This is a genomic window from Paenibacillus sp. sgz302190 (assembly GCF_059820445.1).
Genome location: NZ_JBZYAO010000023.1, coordinates 44,980 through 66,756, shown reverse-complemented (window position 1 = coordinate 66,756; position 21,777 = coordinate 44,980). Strand labels below are relative to the sequence as shown.

The window sequence follows — 21,777 nt, the reverse complement described above, 5'->3', positions numbered from 1 at the left end:
AAAACCTGCACTTTCGCAGGTTTTTCGGGCCGCCTGCGCTGCCACCTGTCAGCTACCCACCTGCCAGCTACCACCTGGCCGGGCCGCTAGCGCGCCTTCTTTAGCGGCAAAAACAAAACAGGGCTGTCCCATAAATGCTCGCAACCACGGGAACAGCCCAAAATCAAGCAAAAGGACCTCAAATCCCACTACCAAGCGGGGAATTGAGGTCCTTTTTTTCAAGGTATAGCAGGGCATGAAAAATCATAAATTGATTTTTGGGACGCCCTTTTTTGTGCCGGATCGGATCGGCAGCTTATCTACTTTTTTCCAAATACGTCTGGAACCACTCGTTCGACTGCTTCAGCACTTCTTCCGCGCGGCCGATGGCGGCGGATACCTGGTTGCTGGCCGTTCCGCCAAAGACGTTGCGGGCGTTCACAACCTGTTCAGGCTGAAGCACCTTATAAATGTCAGCTTCGAACAGGCTGGAGAAGCTTTTGAATTCTTCGATGCTCATATCCAGCAAATACTTTTTGTTCTGGATGCAGTAGAGCACCGTTTTGCCGATGACTTCATGTGCCTGACGGAACGGAAGCCCTTTGTTCACGAGGTAATCCGCGATATCGGTCGCATTGGAAAAGTCCTGGTTCACCGCTTGCCGCATCCGCTCTTTGTTCACCTTCATCGTGGACACCATCGGTGCGAACAACTGCAGCGCGCCTTGCAGCGTGCGAACCGTATCGAACATGCCCTCTTTGTCTTCCTGCATGTCTTTGTTGTAAGCCAGCGGCAGCGCCTTGAGCACGGTCATCAGACCGAACAGGTTGCCGTAGACGCGGCCGGTTTTGCCGCGGACGAGCTCGGCGACGTCCGGATTTTTTTTCTGTGGCATGATCGAGCTGCCGGTGCAAAAAGCGTCGTCGAGTTCGACAAACGCGAACTCGGTGCTGGACCAGAGCACCATTTCCTCGCAAAGGCGGGAAAGGTGCATCATAATCATCGACGCGTGCGAGAGGAATTCCAGGATGAAGTCGCGGTCGCTGACCGCATCCAGGCTGTTCTCGTACACGCGGTCAAACCCGAGCTCGGCCGCTACAAAATGGCGGTCGATCGCGAACGTCGTGCCGGCGAGCGCACCGGCGCCGAGCGGCAGCGTGTTGATGCGCTTGTAGCTGTCCTGCAAGCGCTCAAGGTCGCGCTGGAACATGCTGACGTAAGCCATCATGTGATGCGCAAACAAAATCGGCTGCGCGCGCTGCAGATGCGTATAACCGGGAACAATCGTATCGAGATTGTTCTTCGCCTGACCAAGCAAAGCCTCCTGCAGCTTGATCAGCAGGCCGACGAACTCGACCACGCGCTTGCGCAGGTAGAGATGCATGTCGGTCGCCACCTGGTCGTTGCGGCTGCGGCCGGTGTGCAGCTTACCGCCGACCGGGCCGATCAGGTCGATCAGCGTCTTTTCGATATTCATGTGAATATCTTCGTTCTGAACCGTATATTCCAATTCGCCGCGGCGGATCATGCCCTGTACCGCGTGAAGTCCGTCCTTGATTTTCTCCACATCGTCGGCAGGCAAAATGCCGCACTTGCCCAGCATCGTCACATGCGCAAGGCTGCCTTGAATGTCTTCTTCGGCCAGCTCTTTATCGAATGTAATGGAAGCCGTATATTCTTCGACCAATTGGTCGGTTTGTTTCGTAAAACGTCCACCCCAAAGCTTTGACACAGGGAATACTCTCCTCTCGTATGGCCACCGTACCACTGCAAGCGCCCCCCGCAAACCGGGGAGCCGCCGCACGCTATAGCCCAAAGGCTTTCCGCCCGCAGACAGGAAAGCCTATATGATGCGCTCTATGATATTATTTTGTCGACTTTTGCTGCACGCCGGAAGACACTTTCAAACGCAGCGCATTCAAGCGGATAAATCCGGCTGCGTCGCCTTGGTCGTAGGCTTTGGAAGGGTCCGCTTCCATCGTGGCGATGTCCGGGTTGTACAAAGATACAGGGCTTTTTACGCCTGCTCCGATGACATTGCCTTTGTACAGCTTCAAGCGCACCGTACCGGTTACGTTTTTCTGGCTCTCTTCCACCAGCGCCTGGATCGCCAGACGCTCCGGTGCGAACCAGAAACCGTTGTAGACGAGCGTCGCGTACTTCGAGATCAGCGAATCGCGCAGATGCATCACATCGCGGTCCATCGTCAGCGACTCCATTTTGCGGTGAGCGGTGAACAGGATCGTGCCGCCCGGAGTCTCATACACGCCGCGGCTCTTCATGCCGACGAAGCGGTTCTCTACCATATCGACACGGCCAATGCCATGCTTGCCGCCGATTTCGTTCAAAGCTTGCATCACTTGCAGAGGCGACAATTTCGCGCCGTTCAAGCCTACGCACTCGCCTTTTTCAAAATCAAGCTCCAAATACTCAGCCTGATCCGGAGCATCCTCAGGAGCGACGCTCAGCACGTACATGTCCTTGTTGGAATCCGCAGCCGCATCGAACCAAGGATCTTCCAGCATGCCGCTCTCGAAGGAGATGTGCAGCAGGTTGCGGTCCGTCGAGTACGGCTTTGCCGCCGAAGCGGTAACCGGAATGCCGTGCTTCTCGGCATAAGCGATCATTTCTGCACGGCCCGGGAACTGCTCGCGGAATTCTTCGAGGCGCCAAGGGGCGATCACGGATAGCTCAGGCGCAAGCGCCGCTGCCGTAAGCTCGAAGCGCACCTGGTCGTTGCCTTTACCGGTTGCGCCGTGGGCAATCGCCGTAGCGCCTTCCGCGCGGGCGATCTCGACCATGCGCTTGGCGATCAGCGGGCGCGCGATGCTCGTGCCGAGCAGGTACTGCCCTTCATACAGAGCGCCCGCCTGGAACATCGGGAAGATGAAATCTTTGGCGAACTCGTCCTGAAGGTCGTCGATGTAGATTTTGGATGCGCCGGTTTTCAGCGCTTTTTCCTCCAGACCGTCCAGCTCTTCCTTTTGTCCGATATCCGCCGTAAAAGCGATGATTTCCGCATCGTAAGTTTCTTTTAGCCATTTCAAAATGACCGAAGTGTCCAGCCCGCCGGAATAGGCAAGCACGATTTTTTCCTTAGCCATGAATAAAATCTCTCCGTTTCGTTACATAATTGCGGCCATGATAGCCTTTTGCGCATGAAGACGGTTCTCCGCCTCGTCAAAAACAACCGAATGTACGCCGTCGATCACGCCTTCGCTGACTTCTTCGCCGCGGTGCGCAGGCAGACAGTGCATGAACAAGTAATCCGGCTTGGCATATTGGACGAGCGCTTCGTTCACCTGATAGTTTTTAAAGGCGATTTCCCGCTCTTTTTGCTCTGCTTCAAAGCCCATGCTCGCCCATACGTCCGTATAGACGATATCGGCATTTTCCACCGCTTCGCGGGACTCGCGCGTCACAAGCAGACTGCCTCCCGTTTGCGCTGCGTTCTCTTTGGCCGTTTGAATGACTTCGGCGTCGGGCTCATAGCCTTCCGGCGTCGCCACGGCAAAATGCATGCCCAGCTTGGACGCTCCGATCATGAGGGAGTGCACCATGTTGTTGCCGTCGCCGATATAAGCGACTTTCAAGCCGCGCAGCTTGCCTTTTTTCTCCAGCGCTGTCTGGTAATCGGCAAGCACCTGGCAGGGGTGTGCGTGATCCGTCAGTCCGTTGATAACCGGCACCGTCGCCCCTCTGGCCAAATCGATCACCTTGCGGTGCTCGTAAGTGCGGATCATGATGCCGTCAAGGTAGCGCGACAACGTTTGCGCCGTATCCCAGACCGTCTCCCCGCGTCCGAGCTGAAGATCGTTCCTGCTCAAAAAGAGCGCCTGCCCCCCCAGCTGGTACATCCCCACCTCAAACGAAACCCGCGTACGGGTCGAGGATTTTTCGAAAATCATCCCCAGCGTTTTGCCCGCCAACAGCTTGTGCGGCTCTCCCGCTTTTTGCTTGCGCTTCAGGTCAATCGCCAGGTCGATCAAATATTCGATCTCTTCCGTTGTATAGTCAGTCAGAGCAAGAAAATCCCGGCCCTTCAGTTGGGCCGCCATTTCTTCCTTTACAATACCGCTCATTTCATCCTACCTCTCTGCTGTTAAAATTACTGAATCGCGGCAGTCGCCTTCCCGGCGAGCACGGAGCAGATAATGTCCAGGCCGCGGTCCAGATCCTCCTGCGGAATCGTCAAGCTCGGCACCAGACGAATCACATTCGGCCCCGCCGGAATGACCAGCACGCCCTGCTTGTGAATTTCGCTAATGATCTCGCCTGTAGGCTGCGTGCATTCAATGCCGATCAACAGGCCGATGCCCCGCACCTTCGCCACAAGCGGATTATCGGCGAGGCTCGTTTGCAGCTTTTTGACCGTGTATTCGCCGAGTTCAGCCGCCCGTTCAGGCAGCTTGCCGTCCAGTATCGCCTCTACGGAAGCGATCGCCGCTGCCGTTGCAATCGGCGTTCCGCCGAACGTGGAGCCATGGCTGCCGGGGCCGAACGCCTCGGCGAGCTTCGCCTTGCCCAGCATCGCGCCGATCGGAAAGCCCCCGCCGAGCCCTTTGGCCAACGTGAAAATGTCCGGCTCAATGCCGTAATGCTCGTAAGCGAAAAGCTTGCCCGTCCGCCCGATGCCGGTCTGGATTTCATCCACGATCAGCAGCAGGCCGCGCTGCTCGCACAGCTCCGCGATTTGCTTAACGAAAGCGGGATCGGCAGGCAATACGCCGCCTTCGCCCTGCACCATCTCCAGCATAATCGCGCACGTATTATCGTTCACAAGGCTGCGGACAGCCTCGATATCGTTGTAAGGGGCGTACACGAAGCCCTGCGGAAGCGGCAAAAAGCCTTCCTTCACTTTATCCTGCCCCGTAGCGGTCAAAGTAGCAAGCGTCCGGCCGTGGAACGACATGTTGAACGTAATGATTTCGTATTTGCCGTTCTGCAGCACCTTCTGCGAATACCGGCGGGCGAGCTTGATCGCCGCTTCATTCGCCTCCGCTCCCGTGGAACAGAAGAACACCGCATCCGCGCAGCTGTTGTCCGTAAGCAGCGTCGCCAGCTTCTCCTGATTCGGGATGTGGAACAAATTGCTGACATGCCACAATTGATCGAGCTGCTCGATCAGTTTTTCCTTGACGGCCTGAGGCGCGTGTCCGAGATTCGTCACCGCTATTCCGCTCATCAAATCGATATATTCTTTGCCCGTATCGTCCCACAGACGGCTTCCTTCGCCTTTGACCAATGTGATCGGATATCTGGCATATGTCGGAAAGAGCGAGCTTTTTCCTGCTTCACCCATGTTAAACCCTCCTTTGGCATGCTTATAAAATGTATCGGCCGGAGTCGGCCCCGCTGCTTCAAGCTTATCTTACGATCCGCGTCCCGATGCTGCCGTCTTTGAGCGTCTTGCTCAGCACGTTCGGCTCGGAGCCGTTGACGATGACGACTTCCTTCACTTTGCCGTGTATGCACTGAATCGCTGCGCGAACCTTCGGAATCATGCCTCCGTAGATTTCGCCGCTGGCGATCATGTCTTCGATCTCCGCAACGGTGACGACAGGCAGCACCCGCTTCTCGCCGTCCACCGTCTTCATGATGCCGGGCACATCCGTCACCACAATCATCCGCTCGACGCCGAGATGCGAAGCGACCGCGCCAGCGGCCGTATCCGCGTTGATGTTGTAGCGCTGCCCGCCGTCCTCTCCAAGCCCTACAGGCGCAATCACCGGAATGTAGCCCATCTGCACGATGTTCTGAATGAGCTCCGCATTCACCTTCGTCACATCGCCGACCAGTCCGACCTCGCCCGCGTTGCTGACCGGCTGCGCCTCAATCAAATGTCCGTCCACGCCTGACAGGCCGAGCGCCGAAGCGCCCGCCAGTTGAATGCGGCGTACGATTTCCTTGTTGATCTGGCCGGAGAGCACCATCTCCACGACATCCAGCACCGCTTCGGTCGTACGGCGAAGGCCGTTCACGAATTCCGTCTCGATGCCCAGCTTCGCCAGCGTATCCGAAATCGCTGGCCCGCCGCCGTGTACGATGACGGTCACGATGCCTTCGTCCTGAAGGTGCCGCATATCCTCAAAAAAGCTCTCAGGCAAAGCAGCCAACGTGCTTCCGCCGCATTTCATCACAAAGCAATTGTTCTTCACCGATTCCGCTTCCCCTTTACCCCTTTAGCTTACAAACTCTTACATCCGATCTCCGCTCCCGGATCGTTACGTCCGGTAGGCCGCATTAATCCGCACGTAATCGTAAGTCAAATCGCAGCCCCAGCCTGTCGCCTTGCCGCTGCCCATATGCAAATTCACATGGATGTGAATCGTGTCCGTTTTCAAATACGCCAGCGCCTGCTCCTCGTCGAACTTCACGGGACGCGACTGCTCCAGCACGACAATGTCGCCCAGGCGAATATCGACGGTATCGACATTTACCGGCTGGCCCGAATAGCCGACAGCCGCGATAATGCGGCCCCAGTTGGCGTCCGCGCCGTAAACCGCCGACTTCACGAGGCTCGAGCCGATGATCGATTTCGCGATCGCGCGCGCCGCGTTGTCGGACGCCGCCCCGATCACGTTCACCTCGATCAGCTTCGTCGCGCCCTCGCCGTCGCGGGCAATCGCCTTGGCGAGATACTCGCCGACGTATTGCAGTCCGGCCGCGAACGCTTCCCAATCGGGATGGCCCGGATGCAGCGCATCCCCGCCGGCCAGCCCGCTCGCCATCACCACGACCATGTCGTTGGTGCTCGTATCGCCGTCCACCGTAATCATGTTGAACGTGTTGTCCGTGATCCGGTTCAGCAGCAGCTGAAGGTGCTCGCTCTCAATGTTCGCGTCGGTCGTGATAAAACCGAGCATCGTCGCCATGTTCGGGTGAATCATCCCCGAACCTTTGGCCGCTCCGGCAATGTGAACTTCCTTGCCGCCGACCGTCAGGCGGACGCACGTCATCTTCTGCACGAGATCCGTCGTCAGGATCGCCTGGCAGAAGTCGTCGCCTCCGTCCGCTTTCACGCGCTGCGGCAGCTGCTCGATGCCGCCGAGCACTTTGCCCATCGGCAGCAGCTCGCCGATGACGCCGGTGCTCGTCACGCCGACGTGATGCTCCGCCACGCCAAGCGCCTTCGCAGCGGCGGCGCGCATCGCGCGCGCGTCGTCCTCGCCCTGCTGGCCGGTGCACGCGTTGGCGTTGCCGCTGTTGACGACCATCGCCTGCAGCTTGCCGCCTTGGGCGATGCTCTCCTGCGTCACGCGCAGCGGTGCCGCCTGGAACGCGTTCAGCGTGTATACGCCCGCCGCTGACGCCGGCACCTCACACACGATTGCGCCGAGATCGTGGCGCTCCGTTTTTTTCAGACCGCAGTGCAGCCCGCCTGCGCGAAAACCTTTCGGCGTCGTGATCGAGCCTTCCGGCAATACGATAAACTTTCCTTGCTCATGTACCGACATTTCCGTCCTTCACCTGTCCCTCCAGAGGCTTGATTAACTCTTGATCTGCTTGCGAATTTATGGATATACCGGAGAAAACAACAATCCCGTCGTTTCGTCCCAGCCCATCATGATGTTCACATTTTGAATCGCTTGCCCTGCCGCGCCTTTGACCACGTTGTCGATAACGGAGCAAATCGTGACGCGCCCCGTACGCGCATCCAACGCAAACCCGATGTCGCAGTAGTTCGAGCCGAACACTTCTTTGGTGGACGGCATTTTGCCATTGCTGCGAATGCGGACGAACCTGCGTCCTTGATAAAACTCGCGGTAAAGCTCGATGAAATCAGCCTCGGAACGGTCGCCAAGCACGGACGCATACATCGTCGACATAATGCCGCGCGTCATCGGGACCAGGTGCGTCGTGAACGTCGTCACGACCGGTTTGCCGGCAATGCGGCTCAGCGCCTGCTCGATTTCCGGAATATGCTGATGCTTGTTCACTTTATATGCGCTCAGGTTCTCGTTCAGCTCGGAATAATGAACCCCGAGACTGACGCCGCGACCTGCGCCGGAGACGCCGGATTTGGCATCGATAATGATCGTCGCTGGGTCGATCCAGCCCGCTTTCACCGCAGGGATCAGACCGAGCAGCGTAGCCGTCGGGTAGCAGCCCGGATTGGAAACGAGATCGACGCCCTTCACTTCATCGCCGAACACTTCGGACAAGCCGTATACCGCCCGTTCCAGCTCAGCGGCAGGCGCAGCAGGGTGCTTATACCATTTTTCGTAGTCAGCCGCCGACTTCAGACGAAGATCCCCGGAAATGTCAACCACCTTGAGTCCCGCCGCAAGCAGCTTTGGAGTAAGCTCCGCACTTACGCCCGCTGGAGTCGCCAGGAATACGAGATCCGCTTTTCCGGCAATAAGCTCCACGTTCAATTCATCCAAAATGTCCGTGCAAATTTCGTTCAAATGCGGGAACCCGTCCGCGATCGGCACGCCCGCATTCGATGTCGAGACGACCGAAGCTACCGTAATATACGGATGCGCCTGCAAAAGCCGGATCAACTCGGCGCCGCCGTAGCCTGTCGCCCCAATAATCGCCGCTCTCAGTTCGTTGCCCATTGTTTCATTCCTCCCCAACGTCCCTAAAAAGATATGTATTATTATACAGTCGCATACATAATAATTCAATGCATTTTTTCCAGATTTCATGCGCTTTAAAGCGTTTTTTCCCCATGGGACCGGCGAAGGTTTCCGGTGCTTCTACAGCCGATTATTCAGTCTGTTTTCACCCGCGGACAGTCCCTTTTCCATTATCCCAGAATCCCCGCCCAAAGAGCAACTATTGCTTATCCGAACTGCATTAACCACGCTTATCTTGTATTGTCCGAACGGTCAGGCGTGCCGCTTGAACCCTTCCCCCAACACTTCATGCGTTTCGCTCAAAATGACAAAAGCCTGCTCGTCCACCGAGCGCACAAGCGTCTTCAGACGGCTGACCTCGTTCTGATTCACCACGACCATGAGAACGGTCCGCGAAGCTCCCGTAAATCCCCCGGCGCCGTTAAGCTCCGTTAGTCCGCGGTCCAGCTCGTACAAAATCGCCTGCCGGATGGCATCCGTATGCTCGGAAATAATAAAAGCTACCTTCGAATAGTTAAAACCGAGCTGCACGACGTCGATCGTTTTCGTTGACACAAACAGGCCGATCAGCGCAAAAAGCGCATTTTCCGGTGTAAATACGAAGCCCGCCGACAAAATGACCAGCCCGTCCAGAACGGCTACGGAAAACCCCAGACTCAGCCCCGTATATTTATGCAAAATCTGAGCCGCCAGGCCAAAACCGCCCGTCGATCCGCGCCCGCGGAACACGATGCCGAGCCCGAGGCCAATCCCCATCCCGCCGTACAGGCTGGCAAGCAGCGTGTTATGGGTCGGCGTTCCGATATGGCTCGTCAGCAAAACGCACAGCGGATATACGACAGAACCTACCGCGGCTTTCATGCCGAATTGGCCACCCAGCAGCCACAAGCCCAGGAAAAACAACGGAATGTTGAGCCCCCACTGCGTAAGGGCCGGGCTGATCCCGGTCAAATGCTGCACAATAGTCGAGACGCCGGATACGCCGCCGGACGCAATTTGATTCGGGTTTAAAAAAGCGTTAAAACTGGCTGCCATCACCAAAGACCCAATCACCAGCAGCGTGTATTCCATTGCCGTATGTGCGGGGCTGCCGACCCGGAGCCGTTGTTTTCTTCTCGGCACTCTGCAGCGCCTCCTTTAAATTTTCGGTCAAAATCGTGGACGGCTATGCTTCCAAAACGATGCGCCCGACGCGCACGCAAGAAAAATCCTACACCGTCTCAGGTGTAGGATTTTTCTTGGACGCTTGTTGTATGCGCGTGATGCCGTCCGGCGCTTCGATTGGCCCAATACTCGTATCTTAATCGTTCGGATCCTTGCGGATTTGAAGACGCAGGTAAGCGTCGATGAACGTGTCCAGGTCGCCGTCCATGACAGCGCCGACGTTGCCCGTCTCCGCAGAAGTGCGGTGATCCTTGACCATACTGTAAGGATGGAACACGTAAGACCGAATCTGGCTGCCCCATGCAATATCGGACTGCTCTCCGCGAATTTCCGCGAGATGCTTCTCCTGCTCTTCGATTTTCTTCTCGTAGAGCTTGGAGCGCAGCATTTTCATCGCCTTTTCGCGGTTCTTGATCTGGGAGCGCTCCTGTTGGCAGCTCACCACAACACCGGTCGGTATGTGCGTAATCCGCACGGCGGAATCGGTCGTATTAATATGCTGACCGCCCGCTCCGCTGGCCCGGTACGTATCGATTTTGAGATCCTCGGTGCGGATCTCGATCTCCGCATCGTCCTCGATCTCCGGCATAACGTCGCACGACACGAACGACGTGTGGCGGCGTCCTGAGGCATCGAACGGCGAAATGCGTACGAGCCGATGCACGCCTTTCTCCGCCTTCAGGTAGCCGTAGGCGTTGAAGCCTTTGATCATTAGCGTGACGCTCTTCACGCCGGCCTCGTCGCCGGGCAGGTAGTCGAGCACCTCGACTTTGAAGTCGCGCTTCTCCGCCCAACGGCGGTACATGCGCAGCAGCATCTCCGCCCAGTCCTGCGACTCGGTGCCCCCTGCGCCGGGGTGCAGCTCCAGAATCGCATTCAGCCGGTCATACGGCTGACTGAGCAGCAGTTGAAGCTCGAACGCTTCGAGCTTCTTAACCAGAGCCGCGATGCCGCCGCCAATCTCCGCGGCCAGACCGTCGTCGCTTTCCTCCTCCTCGAGCTCGACCAGCACCAGCAGGTCGTCGTACTCGCCGGAAAACGCCTGGAACTGCTCCACAACGCCCTTGATCGCGTTGAGTTCGCCGATCGTCTTCTGGGCCTTTTCGTTATCGTCCCAGAAATCCGGCGCAGCCATCTTTTCCTCAAAATCTCCGATCGCTTCGAGCTTATGATCTAAGTCAAAGAGACCCCCGTAATTCAGTTAGTCGCTTTGCCGTTTCCCTTAAATCCTGTTTCACTTCTGGTTCCAGCATGTCTTACACCTCTTTTATTCTACTTGCCGCCGGCACAGCAGCTTTGCCTATTAGCTGCCCTGACCGTGGCATTGCTTGAATTTCTTGCCGCTGCCGCAAGGGCACGGGTCGTTGCGTCCAATGCGATCGTCGCGGACCAGCGGCTTTTTGCCGGCCGCTTCGTTCTTCGGATCGACGGCCTGGCCTTCGGCTACCGCCTGGCGCTCCAGATTGCTTTGCACGTGCGCCTTCATGATGTACTTAGCGACTTCTTCCTGAATGTTCTCAATCATTTCCTGGAACATCTCGAAGCCTTCAAACTGGTACTCGCGCAGCGGGTCCGTACCGCCGTATGCACGCAGATGGATACCTTGGCGAAGCTGATCCATCGCATCGATGTGATCCATCCATTTGCTGTCCACCGCGCGAAGCGCTACGACCTTCTCGAATTCGCGCATGAATTCGCCGCCGATTTCCTGCTCACGCTCATCGTAACGGGCTTTGACGAGCCCTTGGATATGCTCGATAATTTCCTCTTGTTCCTTGCCCCAGATATCCTCATCCGCCACTTGACCTTCCGTCAGCAGGTTGTTATTGACGAAATTCGCCACTTCGTGGATTTCCCACTCTTCGGGAATTTGATCTTCCGGACAATGCGCTTTGACCACGCGCTCGATAACCGAATTGATCATGCTCTCGACAACTTCGCGGATGTTTTCGGATTCCAGCAGCTCTCTGCGCTGCTTATAAATAATTTCGCGCTGCTGATTCATAACGTCGTCATACTGGAGTACGACTTTACGCACGTCGAAGTTGTTGCCCTCTACGCGCTTCTGCGCGGATTCGACGGCACGCGTGATCAGCCTGCTTTCGATCGGTTGATCTTCTTCCATGCCAAGACGATCCATCATCGCCATGATGTTCTCGGCGCCAAAACGCTTCATCAACTCGTCTTCCAGCGAGAGGTAGAATTGGGAAGAACCCGGATCGCCCTGACGTCCGGCGCGGCCGCGCAGTTGGTTGTCGATCCGTCTGCTTTCGTGACGCTCCGTACCTATAATATGCAGTCCGCCCGCATCGTGCACACCGTCGCCCAGCATAATGTCCGTACCGCGGCCGGCCATGTTCGTCGCAATCGTAACAGACCCGGGTTGTCCCGCGCGCGCTACGATTTCCGCCTCTTCCGCATGGTATTTCGCATTCAGCACTTTATGCTGAACGCCTTTTTTCTTCAGCATATCGGACAGACGCTCGGAATTTTCGATGGATACCGTACCGACCAGCACCGGCTGATTCTTTTTGTGGCGTTCCGTGATCTCTTCCACGACAGCCTTGAATTTGCCGGTTTCCGATTTGTACACGATATCCGGCAAGTCTTTTCGAATCATCGGACGGTTCGTCGGAACAACAATAACTTCCAGGCCGTAAATCTTTTTCAGCTCTTCCTCTTCCGTTTTGGCCGTACCCGTCATGCCCGCAAGCTTCCGGTACATACGGAAATAGTTCTGGAAAGTGATGGTCGCCAGCGTCATGCTCTCATTTTGCACTTGCAGTTGTTCCTTGGCCTCAATCGCTTGATGCAGCCCGTCGCTGTAACGGCGGCCCGTCATGATCCGGCCCGTGAACTCGTCGACGATCATGACTTCGTCGTCCTGCACCACGTAATCCACATCGCGCCTCATAATAAAGCGGGCCTTGAGGGCTTGCGTCACATGGTGGTTGATCGTGACGTTCTGATGATCGAACAAGTTCTCGATGCCAAAAGCACGCTCGGCCTTCGCTACGCCTTCTTCGGTCAGCGCTACGGAGCGCACCTTGATATCGATGGTGTAGTCTTCTTCTTCCTTGAGCTTCGCTACGAAACGGTCCGCCGCGTAGTAAAGATCCGTCGATTTGGCAGCTTGTCCGGAAATGATCAGCGGCGTTCTCGCCTCGTCGACCAAAATGGAGTCCACTTCGTCAATAACGGCAAAATACAGCGGACGCTGCACCATTTGCTCTTTGTACAGCACCATGTTGTCGCGCAGGTAATCAAAGCCGTATTCGTTGTTCGTGCCGTACGTGATGTCGCAAGCGTATGCCGCCTGCTTCTCTTCGTGCGACAAACTGTGCAGATTGACCCCAACCGTCAGGCCGAGGAACGTATATATTTGACCCATCTCGGCGCTGTCCCGCTGCGCCAAGTAATCATTGACCGTTACCACATGTACGCCTTTGCCCAGCAAAGCGTTCAAATAAACAGGAAGCGTCCCGACGAGCGTCTTCCCTTCGCCCGTTCTCATTTCCGCGATACGGCCTTCATGAAGCACCATACCGCCGATGAGCTGAACGTCGTAATGCCGTTTGCCGAGAACACGCTTCGCGGCTTCTCTCACTACCGCAAAAGCTTCCGGCAGCAAATCGTCAAGCTCTTCGCCTTGTTCCAATCTGTTTCTGAACTCTGCCGTCTTGCCTTTCAGCTCTTCGTCCGACAGCGGTTCAATCGTTGCTTCCAGCCCGTTGATATGGTCAACGGCTTTCAGCATCCTTTTAATTTCCCGTTCATTGGAATCACCAAAAATCTTCTTCACAAGTCCTAGCATCGGTGAACCCCTTTCCCTTGCATTCGTATCCTTAAATTGTACCAGTTTGGCGGTCCTGCCGCAACAAATGCAATGCGAATTTGGTTTTAATTCCTATTTCTTATTATTTTTTGGAAGCGTCGAAAGCATTCATCAGGAACTTCTCAACATTATCGCATGTATGCTTACTCCAGATCTAAATATCTCTTTATTACTTCTTTAATTTTTGCCTTTGTTTCATCCGACTCAATATTACCGCATTTCATACCTAATCGTTCTTTACTTATTGCTCTTATCTGGTGCGCCATAGCGATTGAATCTTTAGGCAGACCCGTTTCTTCTTCTTTTAAATAAACTTCAATGGGATATATGTTCCTGCCAGGTTTTACAGACGTTAATGAAATAACCGTTACAATCGGCAATGCCTGATTCACTTCTTCCACCGAAATGACAAGTACAGGTCTTCTGCCGGCTTGTTCTGACCCTTGAGTCGGATTTAAATCCGCCCAGAAAATTCCCCATTGATAGCTTACCATTCAGCAGTCCCCTTCGCCGCTTCATCATCTGCAGACTCAAAGGCTTTCATGCTTTCTTGCAAATCCTTCATAAACAAAGGATCTTTCGATGCCTGGGACATTTCCGCTTTCAACATCTCTTTTTCAATTTTTTTAGAATATTGTTCAAGCGCCTCTTTAACTCCGGCATTTACAGACGGTATAACATTCTCTTTAACAAAAAACTTATATTTCTCCACCAATTCAGGCGGCAGCGTAAAAGTTACATTTTTAGGTTTGGAAGTCTGCACTTAAATCACTCCTCTTATTGCACAATATTATTGCATAATATTATTGTATATGTTTTATGTTGTTTTTAAAATGCTTTTTGGCTCAAAAAGAGAAAAAGCCGATCAGACCGGACTTCACTTCACACTGACAGTGTTGTAAAGTCCTTCATCCGTACCGGCTCGCCTGCTTACCTCAATCTTCTTCTCGCTTCCCGGTTCAAACCGGATACCGCTTCTTCATACATCTCCGTCCAATTTCCCTCAAATCGCTTAAAAACCGCCGGATATTTCTTCTTAGCCCTGAGGATGCCCGCGGCAAACTCTTCTTTCATCGTCTTCATTTGAGCCAGCTGCCCCTGCGACAGTTGTGCTCTTATTTCGTCCAGCGTATCAAAATCCCTCAAGCCCTCATAAAACCATTCGATCGCATACAGTGCAACCAGCGGAAATAAATCCATATCTTCTTGCATGCGTTCGACTTCCTTCTTTACTTTCGCCAACTCCTGAACATCGCGGCGGGCTTCCCGAATCTCAGGCTGCTGCGGCTCAAAATAACAGGCTAAATCGGCGTATATTTCCGCTTCACGAAAGCGGTTGACGTCGTAGAAGCTTAGAAATTCCATCAATAGTGAGGCAGATACATACACTCGGTCTTCTTCCTCTTGAACGGATTTAAGGAATCTCTTTACGCGTGTCTGAACCTTGCCCCATAAATTCCATTTTTCCGCCTCCATCATCGAGTTGATCCAATCGATAAATTTCAGCAAATCCTCCGGTGTTTGAGATTGTTCGTCAGGAATAGCCGCTTCTGCGAGCAGCCATGCTTCCTCAGCCCGATCCAAATTCACGTAAGAGAGTAATATATTTCTTCTTAAAATATCAATTTGTTCAGGATACGCTTCTTTCGCTTCCAGAAGCTCCTCAAGCGCCTCTTGCGCCCTATCCTCTTCCAGAAGAAGCTTTCCCTTCAGCGAGGCTACAATCGCCTTCTCTTCATCAGTCGAAGCCAGGTCGCGTCCCAGACTAAACTGATGTTGGAAAGTCACCTCGTCCCCTTTCATAAGAGAGGCTTCCCCCAGCCCCAGGCATACGGACAAATTATCCGGCGATATTCGCTGCGCCTGTCGGAATAGTTCAACCGCTTCGTCCCAGCGCTCCGATTCCATCTTTTCCATCGCTTCGTCTACAATATTCTCCAGATTGTCCCCATACTTGCGAAGCAAGTCATATTCTTTACGTTTGATGGGGTCTTTCAGAGTCTCATAGGCTCCGCGAATTTGTTGAAACTGTTCCGGGTGCGTTTCCGGAGGAAAAGCTTTAACCTTCTCGATATAAGCCTTTTTGATTGAAGCTTGAGTTGCATTGGCGCGAATTCCAAGAATTTTGTAGTAGTTTTCAATTTTCGTTTTCGCCTTCGCTTTCTTCCGCGCAGGCCGCTTGGTTGCTTCCATACGTGATTCCTCCTACATTTCCAAATCAATAAGAGCGTCTGTTGCTTGATCTACAGCTTGCTCCAAACGTTCGGCATTATCATCTTGCAAGGCTTGTTCGAGAGCAGCAACGATCTCCTGAGCTGCCGCACGGCCCGGCTCATCAAGTTTCAACTGCAAGGCTGCTGCACGATCCCTCAACGTGACAGCCTGATTGCGGAGCTCGGAAGGAGAGACGGTTTCATATTCGTCTACTTCCTCATCCAACTCACTGTCCGCCATCAAATCAAGCAGATCCCAATCTTCGTCGTCTTCATCGACCTCTGGTTCTGAGTCCGCGACGTCTTCAACCGTTGCACTCCAGAGGCTCTCCAGTTTAGACAAGCTCTCTTCATAGGCGGCCTGAGAATCGCGCTGCAAAGCGTCCTGCACGGAAACAGTCATTGCTTTCCCTGTGCTGACGCATTTGGAAGATACTTCGAGAATACCGTTCAAATTGTATCGGAATGTTACTTCAATTTCTTCATTCGCATTCCGGTTCTCCGGAATACCTTCCATGAGGTAGTCTCCCAAAGGATGGTTATGTTTCACCCATTCGTGTTCACCCTGATAAATCTCAATGGACACAGCGGTTTGGCCAGGGGCAGCCGTATAAAACCTCTCCGACCTCGTCACGGGAATCGTCGTATTGCGGGGAATGATGGGCACGAATCCGCCGGGCTTCATCCTCCCCAGCTTGCCCTCTTTTAACGCTGCAACTCCCATCGAGAACGGGGCGACATCGGTAGCAATAAGTCCGCTGCTTGACAAGGCCCCGGACTTGAGCCCAGCCTGAACGGCAGCTCCTAACGCTACGGCTTCATCGGGATTCACGTCAGCGCGCGGCTTTTTCCCAAAGTAGTCGGCAATCAGCTGATGCACCCGAGGTATCCGGGTAGAACCGCCTACCAGCAGTACGTGGTCAATATCCTTCCCGGACAACCCTGCATCGGCTACGACTTTGCGGACGCTGTCTAACGTTTCGGACAGCAAATCCTCAATGAGGCTTTCCAATTGTTCACGTCGAACTCGGACGAACAAGCCTATTGGCTTGTTTTCCTTGATCGTGACCAACGGGAGCTCCACGTTCGATTCGGACTGCGCGGACAACTCCATCTTCACCTTCTCCGCTTCCTGTTTCAAAAGCGCTTTGGCGCGAATATCGAATCGAGGATCTACACCGTGCTGAGCGATCATTTGTTCCGCGAACCAATCCACAAGCCGCCAATCAAAGTCCTCGCCGCCAAGGTGGCGATTGCCCGCAGAAGCTTTCACCTCGAGAATGCCGCTCATCATCTCCACGACCGAGACATCGAACGTCCCGCCACCCAAGTCGTACACGAGAATGTGGCAGTCCTCATTCAGATTTTGCAGTCCGTAAGCCAGTGCGGCGGCCGTTGGTTCGTTAATAATCCGCTCTACCACAAATCCGGCTAATTCACCGGCCTCCTTCGTCGCCCTCCGCTGTTCATCCGTAAAATAAGCGGGAACCGTTATGACGGCTTCTTTTTCTCCGTCTCCATACAGAGCATCGGCAAAGCCCTTAAGCTCTTTAAGAATCAAAGCGGAAATCTCTTGCGGCAGCAGCTCCCTGCCTGCCAAAGGAATACGTTCGCTCTCGCCCATCTTTCTTTTCACAGCAGCGATCGTACGATGAGGCATAGCGACGAGCGCATCGCGGGCATCCTTGCCGACGACCACTTTCCCTGACAAATCTATCATCACAACCGAAGGAATGATGAACTCTCCGCGATCGGAAGGGATGAGCTCCGGTTTTCCATTGCGTATGTAAGCAATAGCTGAATTTGTTGTCCCCAGGTCGATTCCTACAATAGGGCGAAATCCGTTATTGGTATTAGGTTCTGTCATTGCGTATCTCCCTCTCTCACCGTTATTACTTGAGCCTTGCGCAGCAAACGGCCATCCGCATGAAGATAACCCCGCTTAATGACTTCAACAACTTCGTAAGCCACATACTGTCTGACCTGATCTTTGGCTCTCTGGATCAATTCGGCCACGGGTACGGTCTGTAACGATTCTGCATGCCGGGGATCAAAGCTCCGTCCACGCACATTGATTTCATTAACGCCTAACGTCGCGAGAACCGCGGTGATTTGATCCGCCCAGCTAATCAGCAGTTGCTCCCACGCCGACTGTTCCCTATCCTGCAGTTGAGCAATCGCGTAATCCAGTTCATCTAACCAGCTGATCAGCGATCCGATAGTTCCTTGCTCCTTATGCTCGAATTGATTGATGACAGACTGGGCCTGCTCGTAAGAGGATTGCCGGCCTAGCAGTCCATCCACATTTTCGGACAATCGCTCCACTTTCCCCAGGACATCCTGGCTCGTTTTATATTGCAAGCGAGTCAGCTTATTCAATTGGTCACCCAACTCAGTTACCCGGGTATGGAGGTTTTCCATTAGCGGATCTTCCTGCTTCCTATTCCAAAACTTCCAGCTCATTTCCTGATTCTCCTCTATACACATAATGCCTTCATTATACCATCTTGACTAATGGAAAAAAGCCTGGTCCGGCCGCGGCCAAACCAAGCTTCAATTCATATTTGTATGGTATGAGTTCAATTATTGGGCTGGCTCGATTAAGCCGTATTTGCCGTCGTTGCGCTTATACACCACATTCACTTGATCCGTATCCATGTTGGAAAATACAAAGAAGCTGTGGCCCACCATGTTCATCTGCAGGATGGCTTCCTCGACATCCATCGGTTTCAGCGTGAAGCGCTTGTTGCGAACCAGTTCAAAATCGTCTTCTTCGTCCACATAAGCCGATGACGTATCGACTTTAAACAAATCCCGCTTACCACCTTCCTGGCGAATTTGCCGGTTGGCTTTCGTCTTGTGCTTGCGAATTTGACGTTCCAGTTTGTCTACAACCAGATCAATCGATGCGTACATATCGTTATTCCGTTCCTCTGCCCGCAGCAGCACGCCTGAAAGCGGGATCGTCACTTCAACCGCCTGATAACCTTTCAGAACGCTTAAAGTCACATACACATCGGAGGTAAGGGGAGCTTCAAAATACCTTTCTAGCCTTCTCAATTTCTTCTCGACGTAGTCCCTGAGGGCATCAGTTACTTCAAGGTTTTGTCCACGAATGCTAAAATTCATTGTGCATCTCTCCCTTCTACTACATTATACTACATTCCAGCCCATCTTTAAAATTCCTTCATATTTCGTTCTTGTTTTATTTTTATACAAAATATTACTCAGATGAGAGACATCAGGGAACCGACCAAAAACGCCGAGTCATGCTGATTCGGCGTTTGCGGGAAGGAAACTTTTCAAGTGCAAAAAAGCCCTCAATCCTTTTGGAAAGAGGGCTTTATCGATTAATAGCATATTCTTTTACGGAGTCGTAACCGTGTATTCGCTAACTTCATAAGTCAAAATCTTATTAAAAATCACATAATCTTTCCTGCTACTGAAAGGCCCCTTGTTGTTATCATGCTTATTAATCGCATAAGATGCTGTGCCTGTTCCAGCGGATTTAGCTTCAAACCAAGAAATGAAAGCATTTACTTCTTTCATGGATAGATCGAACTCTTTTTCAAGACCAGTGTCTAGTGTGATTGTTAGAATAGCTCTTCTGTTATCATTGCTTGGAGGCACTTGTCCATCAGAAACTGTGAGTTTTTCCACGCCACCTGTGGCTGAAAGAGATGTGGTACTTCCACCAATAACGTAAAAATTCCCGTTTATATTTGCTGATCCATGAAGATATCTTGCATTAACCACACTTGGTTCTGTTGACCAAGTATTTGTCTCTAAATTATATGCCTCAACTGTATTTACTACTCCTGAAGCATTTGCTCCGCCTATTGCATATATTTTCCCTGCATAAACCTCCGCACTAAGAGCGCTTCTAGGAGTAGGCATATAAGATTGTGTACTCCATTTATCATTTATTGGATCATACTTTTGCATAATAGAGTAAATGGCACTAGCTTGATTATTTTTTCCACCGACTAAGTAAACACTATCACTTACTACAACTGCAGCTGCTCCGGTGTTTACCAATGGCATTTTAGACTTATATGTCCAAGTCTCAGAGACAGGATCATACACAGCTACTGTGTCAATCGAAGTATATGTATTCCCATAACCACCAAAAATATAAATTTTATCATTATACACAGCGGAGGCTGCTGCACCTAATACAAAAGGCATGTCTGCTTTCTTTGTCCAAGTGTCAGTAGTAGGGTCATAGACTTCAACTGTGCTAAGTGCTTCTCCACCACTCCATGATTGTAAATTTCCCGTATATCCACCCATTATATATATTTTATTATTTATAACTGCTTTAACTGCATAACCTCGGGCTTTCGACATACTTGTCTTTATAGACCATGTATTTTTAGTTGGATCGTATACCTGTACATCTGAGTATGCAGTAGATCCATTTGCACCACCTATTGAGTATATTAATCCATTTACTTGAACGACCATTGACCCTGTCCTTGGATTGGTCATTTCCTTTTGCTCAACCCAAGTCTGTTCAGAAGCAAATACAGAGGAAATAGGAGCTACTAGGAAAATCATCATAGTTAACAGAATAATCGAAACAAGTTTTTTCAATACAATCTCTCCTTTATTTACTTATTCGATCATAATCATACATTTATTATAAAATCTTGTCTAAACATATGGTGGAATATTTTGAAAATTTTATTTTTTTAAATCAAACAACCAAATATTTAAAATTTTTCATGTGAAAGCAAAAAAAAGCTGCAGCGGAATAAGCGTGCAACGAAGGCTTTTGGCCTCTGTTTATCAAAGTAATGAAAAATCATTCTTAGATGAACAGGGGTTTCTTTATGCGTCCTAAAAATAGATTATTCCTGAAAAAAACATATACTTTCGTCACGAAATGTCCAACTGTCCACATTGTGAATCAAAAATAGTTCGAGCCCCTACTGTTCGAAAAAAAAATTGCTACACTCTACGGATTCGATGTGCTTTGCCTTGTAAGAGAACTTCGGTTTAAACAGCATATGATAAGAAATTGCCGATGAACTGAATCGCCGCGGCGTCAAAACGACCGATCGTAATGTTCAAATACTTTATGAGCGCTATCTTGCTTTGCTCGGTGCCAGTATCGATCGACATATCCGTGCCATCTTACAAGAAGTTGCAACATGGTGGTCCTATGCTTTCCATGGACAGCGTGCAACCCGAAAAAGGAAATGAGACACTTTATGTGAGGCGAGAAGTTTTTAGCGGCACCATACTCGTTGCCAAAAACATGAATAGCGGTCATCCGAAGAGCCTCAACAAGTCCATCCGTAAAGAAATGTCCCAAATCCTCAAGCGGCTGAAGGTTACCCACTACCGAGACATCGACTTACCCATTATAAAAATTGTAGAGAGTTTCAGAAAAGATCCTGTAAAGCACCTTCAAGAAATTGAAAACAAGCATAGTATGCTAGTTATTCCGCTATAGAAAAAAGGCTGAGGATTTTATCCTCAGCCTTTTTTGCAGTCAGCCCCATTCAACCACAGGGCTTCATTTCCGTTTGTATTCAAGCGGCTCTCTCAGCCGGATGATTAAAGTTTCGTCACGTTTGCTGCTTGCGGGCCGCGTGCGCCTTCTACGATATCAAACTCTACGGATTGACCTTCTTCTAAAGTTTTGAACCCATCGGATTGGATAGCGGAGAAATGTACGAATACGTCTCCACCGTCTTCGCGTTCAATGAAGCCATAGCCTTTTTCTGCGTTAAACCATTTAACTTTACCTTGCATTGCAGCACAATCCCTTCATTTTCAAATAAATGTAAGCCCTTACTTAACGAATATACCACTCGATAGCTTGACATGTCAATTTATATGTACGAAATTTTTAGAAAATTCGCGTATTCACATTTCCTTAACATCGAAATTTGTCGTGAAAGCTTGGTTTCATTAGTTATTCACAAGATTATACACATTATCCACAGGCTCAAATATAAGTTATGCACAGTATCAGCGGGTGTTTGGGATA

The 21,777-nt window shown here is 51.9% G+C and carries 20 protein-coding genes; 1 reads left to right on the top strand and 19 read right to left on the bottom strand.

Translation table 11 applies throughout. The features are described 5' to 3' along the window. Nucleotides 1–295: 295 nt before the first annotated feature. The 18 genes from argH to AC6RNO_RS23240 all read right to left on the bottom strand — a co-directional run bounded on the left by argH (nt 296) and on the right by AC6RNO_RS23240 (nt 20,903). Complete coding sequence (gene argH, locus AC6RNO_RS23325) at nt 296–1,711, bottom strand: argininosuccinate lyase (protein WP_488437831.1); 1,416 nt, start codon at nt 1,709–1,711, stop codon at nt 296–298. A gap of 133 nt (nt 1,712–1,844) precedes the next feature. Beyond that, nucleotides 1,845–3,083 (bottom strand): argininosuccinate synthase, encoded by a 1,239-nt coding sequence (locus AC6RNO_RS23320; RefSeq protein ID WP_497106936.1) that lies wholly within the window; start codon nt 3,081–3,083, stop codon nt 1,845–1,847. Between the two features lie 21 nt (nt 3,084–3,104). Beyond that, nucleotides 3,105–4,061, bottom strand: a complete 957-nt coding sequence (argF, locus tag AC6RNO_RS23315; protein ID WP_474684304.1) for an ornithine carbamoyltransferase — start codon at nt 4,059–4,061, stop codon at nt 3,105–3,107. A gap of 26 nt (nt 4,062–4,087) precedes the next feature. Further along, nucleotides 4,088–5,281, bottom strand: coding sequence for an acetylornithine transaminase (argD, locus tag AC6RNO_RS23310; protein ID WP_497106935.1), 1,194 nt, complete (start codon nt 5,279–5,281; stop codon nt 4,088–4,090). Nucleotides 5,282–5,345: 64 nt separating this feature from the next. Then, entirely contained in the window at nt 5,346–6,116 is a 771-nt protein-coding gene (gene argB, locus AC6RNO_RS23305) for an acetylglutamate kinase (protein WP_497106955.1), read from the bottom strand. Nucleotides 6,117–6,203: 87 nt separating this feature from the next. Next, nucleotides 6,204–7,436, bottom strand: a complete 1,233-nt coding sequence (gene argJ / locus AC6RNO_RS23300) for a bifunctional glutamate N-acetyltransferase/amino-acid acetyltransferase ArgJ (protein WP_488437828.1) — start codon at nt 7,434–7,436, stop codon at nt 6,204–6,206. 57 nt (nt 7,437–7,493) lie between these two features. After that, the gene (gene argC, locus AC6RNO_RS23295; protein WP_497106934.1) at nt 7,494–8,543 is read right to left on the bottom strand and encodes an N-acetyl-gamma-glutamyl-phosphate reductase; all 1,050 of its coding nucleotides are present in this window, start codon (nt 8,541–8,543) and stop codon (nt 7,494–7,496) included. 273 nt (nt 8,544–8,816) lie between these two features. After that, complete coding sequence (locus AC6RNO_RS23290) at nt 8,817–9,635, bottom strand: YitT family protein (RefSeq protein ID WP_497106954.1); 819 nt, start codon at nt 9,633–9,635, stop codon at nt 8,817–8,819. A gap of 229 nt (nt 9,636–9,864) precedes the next feature. After that, nucleotides 9,865–10,981, bottom strand: a protein-coding gene (prfB, locus tag AC6RNO_RS23285; RefSeq protein ID WP_474684308.1) for a peptide chain release factor 2 whose coding sequence is annotated in 2 segments (ribosomal slippage) — nt 9,865–10,908 and nt 10,910–10,981 — 1,116 coding nt in all. Because the reading frame shifts where the segments join, the coding sequence is not laid out codon by codon here. A 50-nt stretch (nt 10,982–11,031) separates the two neighbouring features. Next, nucleotides 11,032–13,542 (bottom strand): preprotein translocase subunit SecA, encoded by a 2,511-nt coding sequence (gene secA / locus AC6RNO_RS23280; RefSeq protein ID WP_474684309.1) that lies wholly within the window; start codon nt 13,540–13,542, stop codon nt 11,032–11,034. 164 nt (nt 13,543–13,706) lie between these two features. Continuing rightward, on the bottom strand, nt 13,707–14,057 hold the full coding sequence (locus tag AC6RNO_RS23275; RefSeq protein WP_474684310.1) for a type II toxin-antitoxin system PemK/MazF family toxin: 351 nt from the start codon (nt 14,055–14,057) through the stop codon (nt 13,707–13,709). After that, a complete protein-coding gene (locus tag AC6RNO_RS23270; protein ID WP_474684311.1) occupies nt 14,051–14,326 on the bottom strand; it encodes a hypothetical protein in 276 nt (91 codons plus the stop codon). The genes AC6RNO_RS23275 and AC6RNO_RS23270 overlap by 7 nt, the downstream gene beginning before the upstream one ends. A 167-nt stretch (nt 14,327–14,493) precedes the next feature. Further along, nucleotides 14,494–15,756: a J domain-containing protein gene (locus AC6RNO_RS23265; RefSeq protein WP_488437826.1), complete on the bottom strand. Its 1,263-nt coding sequence runs from the start codon at nt 15,754–15,756 to the stop codon at nt 14,494–14,496. Nucleotides 15,757–15,768: 12 nt separating this feature from the next. After that, nucleotides 15,769–17,643, bottom strand: coding sequence for an Hsp70 family protein (locus tag AC6RNO_RS23260; protein ID WP_497106933.1), 1,875 nt, complete (start codon nt 17,641–17,643; stop codon nt 15,769–15,771). Continuing rightward, the gene (locus AC6RNO_RS23255; protein WP_497106932.1) at nt 17,640–18,239 is read right to left on the bottom strand and encodes a nucleotide exchange factor GrpE; all 600 of its coding nucleotides are present in this window, start codon (nt 18,237–18,239) and stop codon (nt 17,640–17,642) included. The genes AC6RNO_RS23260 and AC6RNO_RS23255 overlap by 4 nt, the downstream gene beginning before the upstream one ends. A gap of 120 nt (nt 18,240–18,359) precedes the next feature. Next, on the bottom strand, nt 18,360–18,905 hold the full coding sequence (hpf, locus tag AC6RNO_RS23250) for a ribosome hibernation-promoting factor, HPF/YfiA family (RefSeq protein ID WP_474684315.1): 546 nt from the start codon (nt 18,903–18,905) through the stop codon (nt 18,360–18,362). A gap of 237 nt (nt 18,906–19,142) precedes the next feature. After that, a complete protein-coding gene (locus tag AC6RNO_RS23245) occupies nt 19,143–20,372 on the bottom strand; it encodes a Kelch repeat-containing protein (protein WP_497106931.1) in 1,230 nt (409 codons plus the stop codon). 405 nt (nt 20,373–20,777) lie between these two features. Then, nucleotides 20,778–20,903: a hypothetical protein gene (locus tag AC6RNO_RS23240; protein ID WP_497106930.1), complete on the bottom strand. Its 126-nt coding sequence runs from the start codon at nt 20,901–20,903 to the stop codon at nt 20,778–20,780. Between the two features lie 49 nt (nt 20,904–20,952). Between AC6RNO_RS23240 and AC6RNO_RS23235 the strand changes: the two genes are divergently transcribed. Next, the gene (locus AC6RNO_RS23235) at nt 20,953–21,237 is read left to right on the top strand and encodes a hypothetical protein (RefSeq protein ID WP_497106929.1); all 285 of its coding nucleotides are present in this window, start codon (nt 20,953–20,955) and stop codon (nt 21,235–21,237) included. Nucleotides 21,238–21,341: 104 nt separating this feature from the next. Here the strand turns inward: AC6RNO_RS23235 and AC6RNO_RS23230 are convergent, their stop codons facing one another. Beyond that, a complete protein-coding gene (locus tag AC6RNO_RS23230) occupies nt 21,342–21,539 on the bottom strand; it encodes a cold shock domain-containing protein (RefSeq protein ID WP_474684317.1) in 198 nt (65 codons plus the stop codon). Nucleotides 21,540–21,777: the final 238 nt, after the last annotated feature.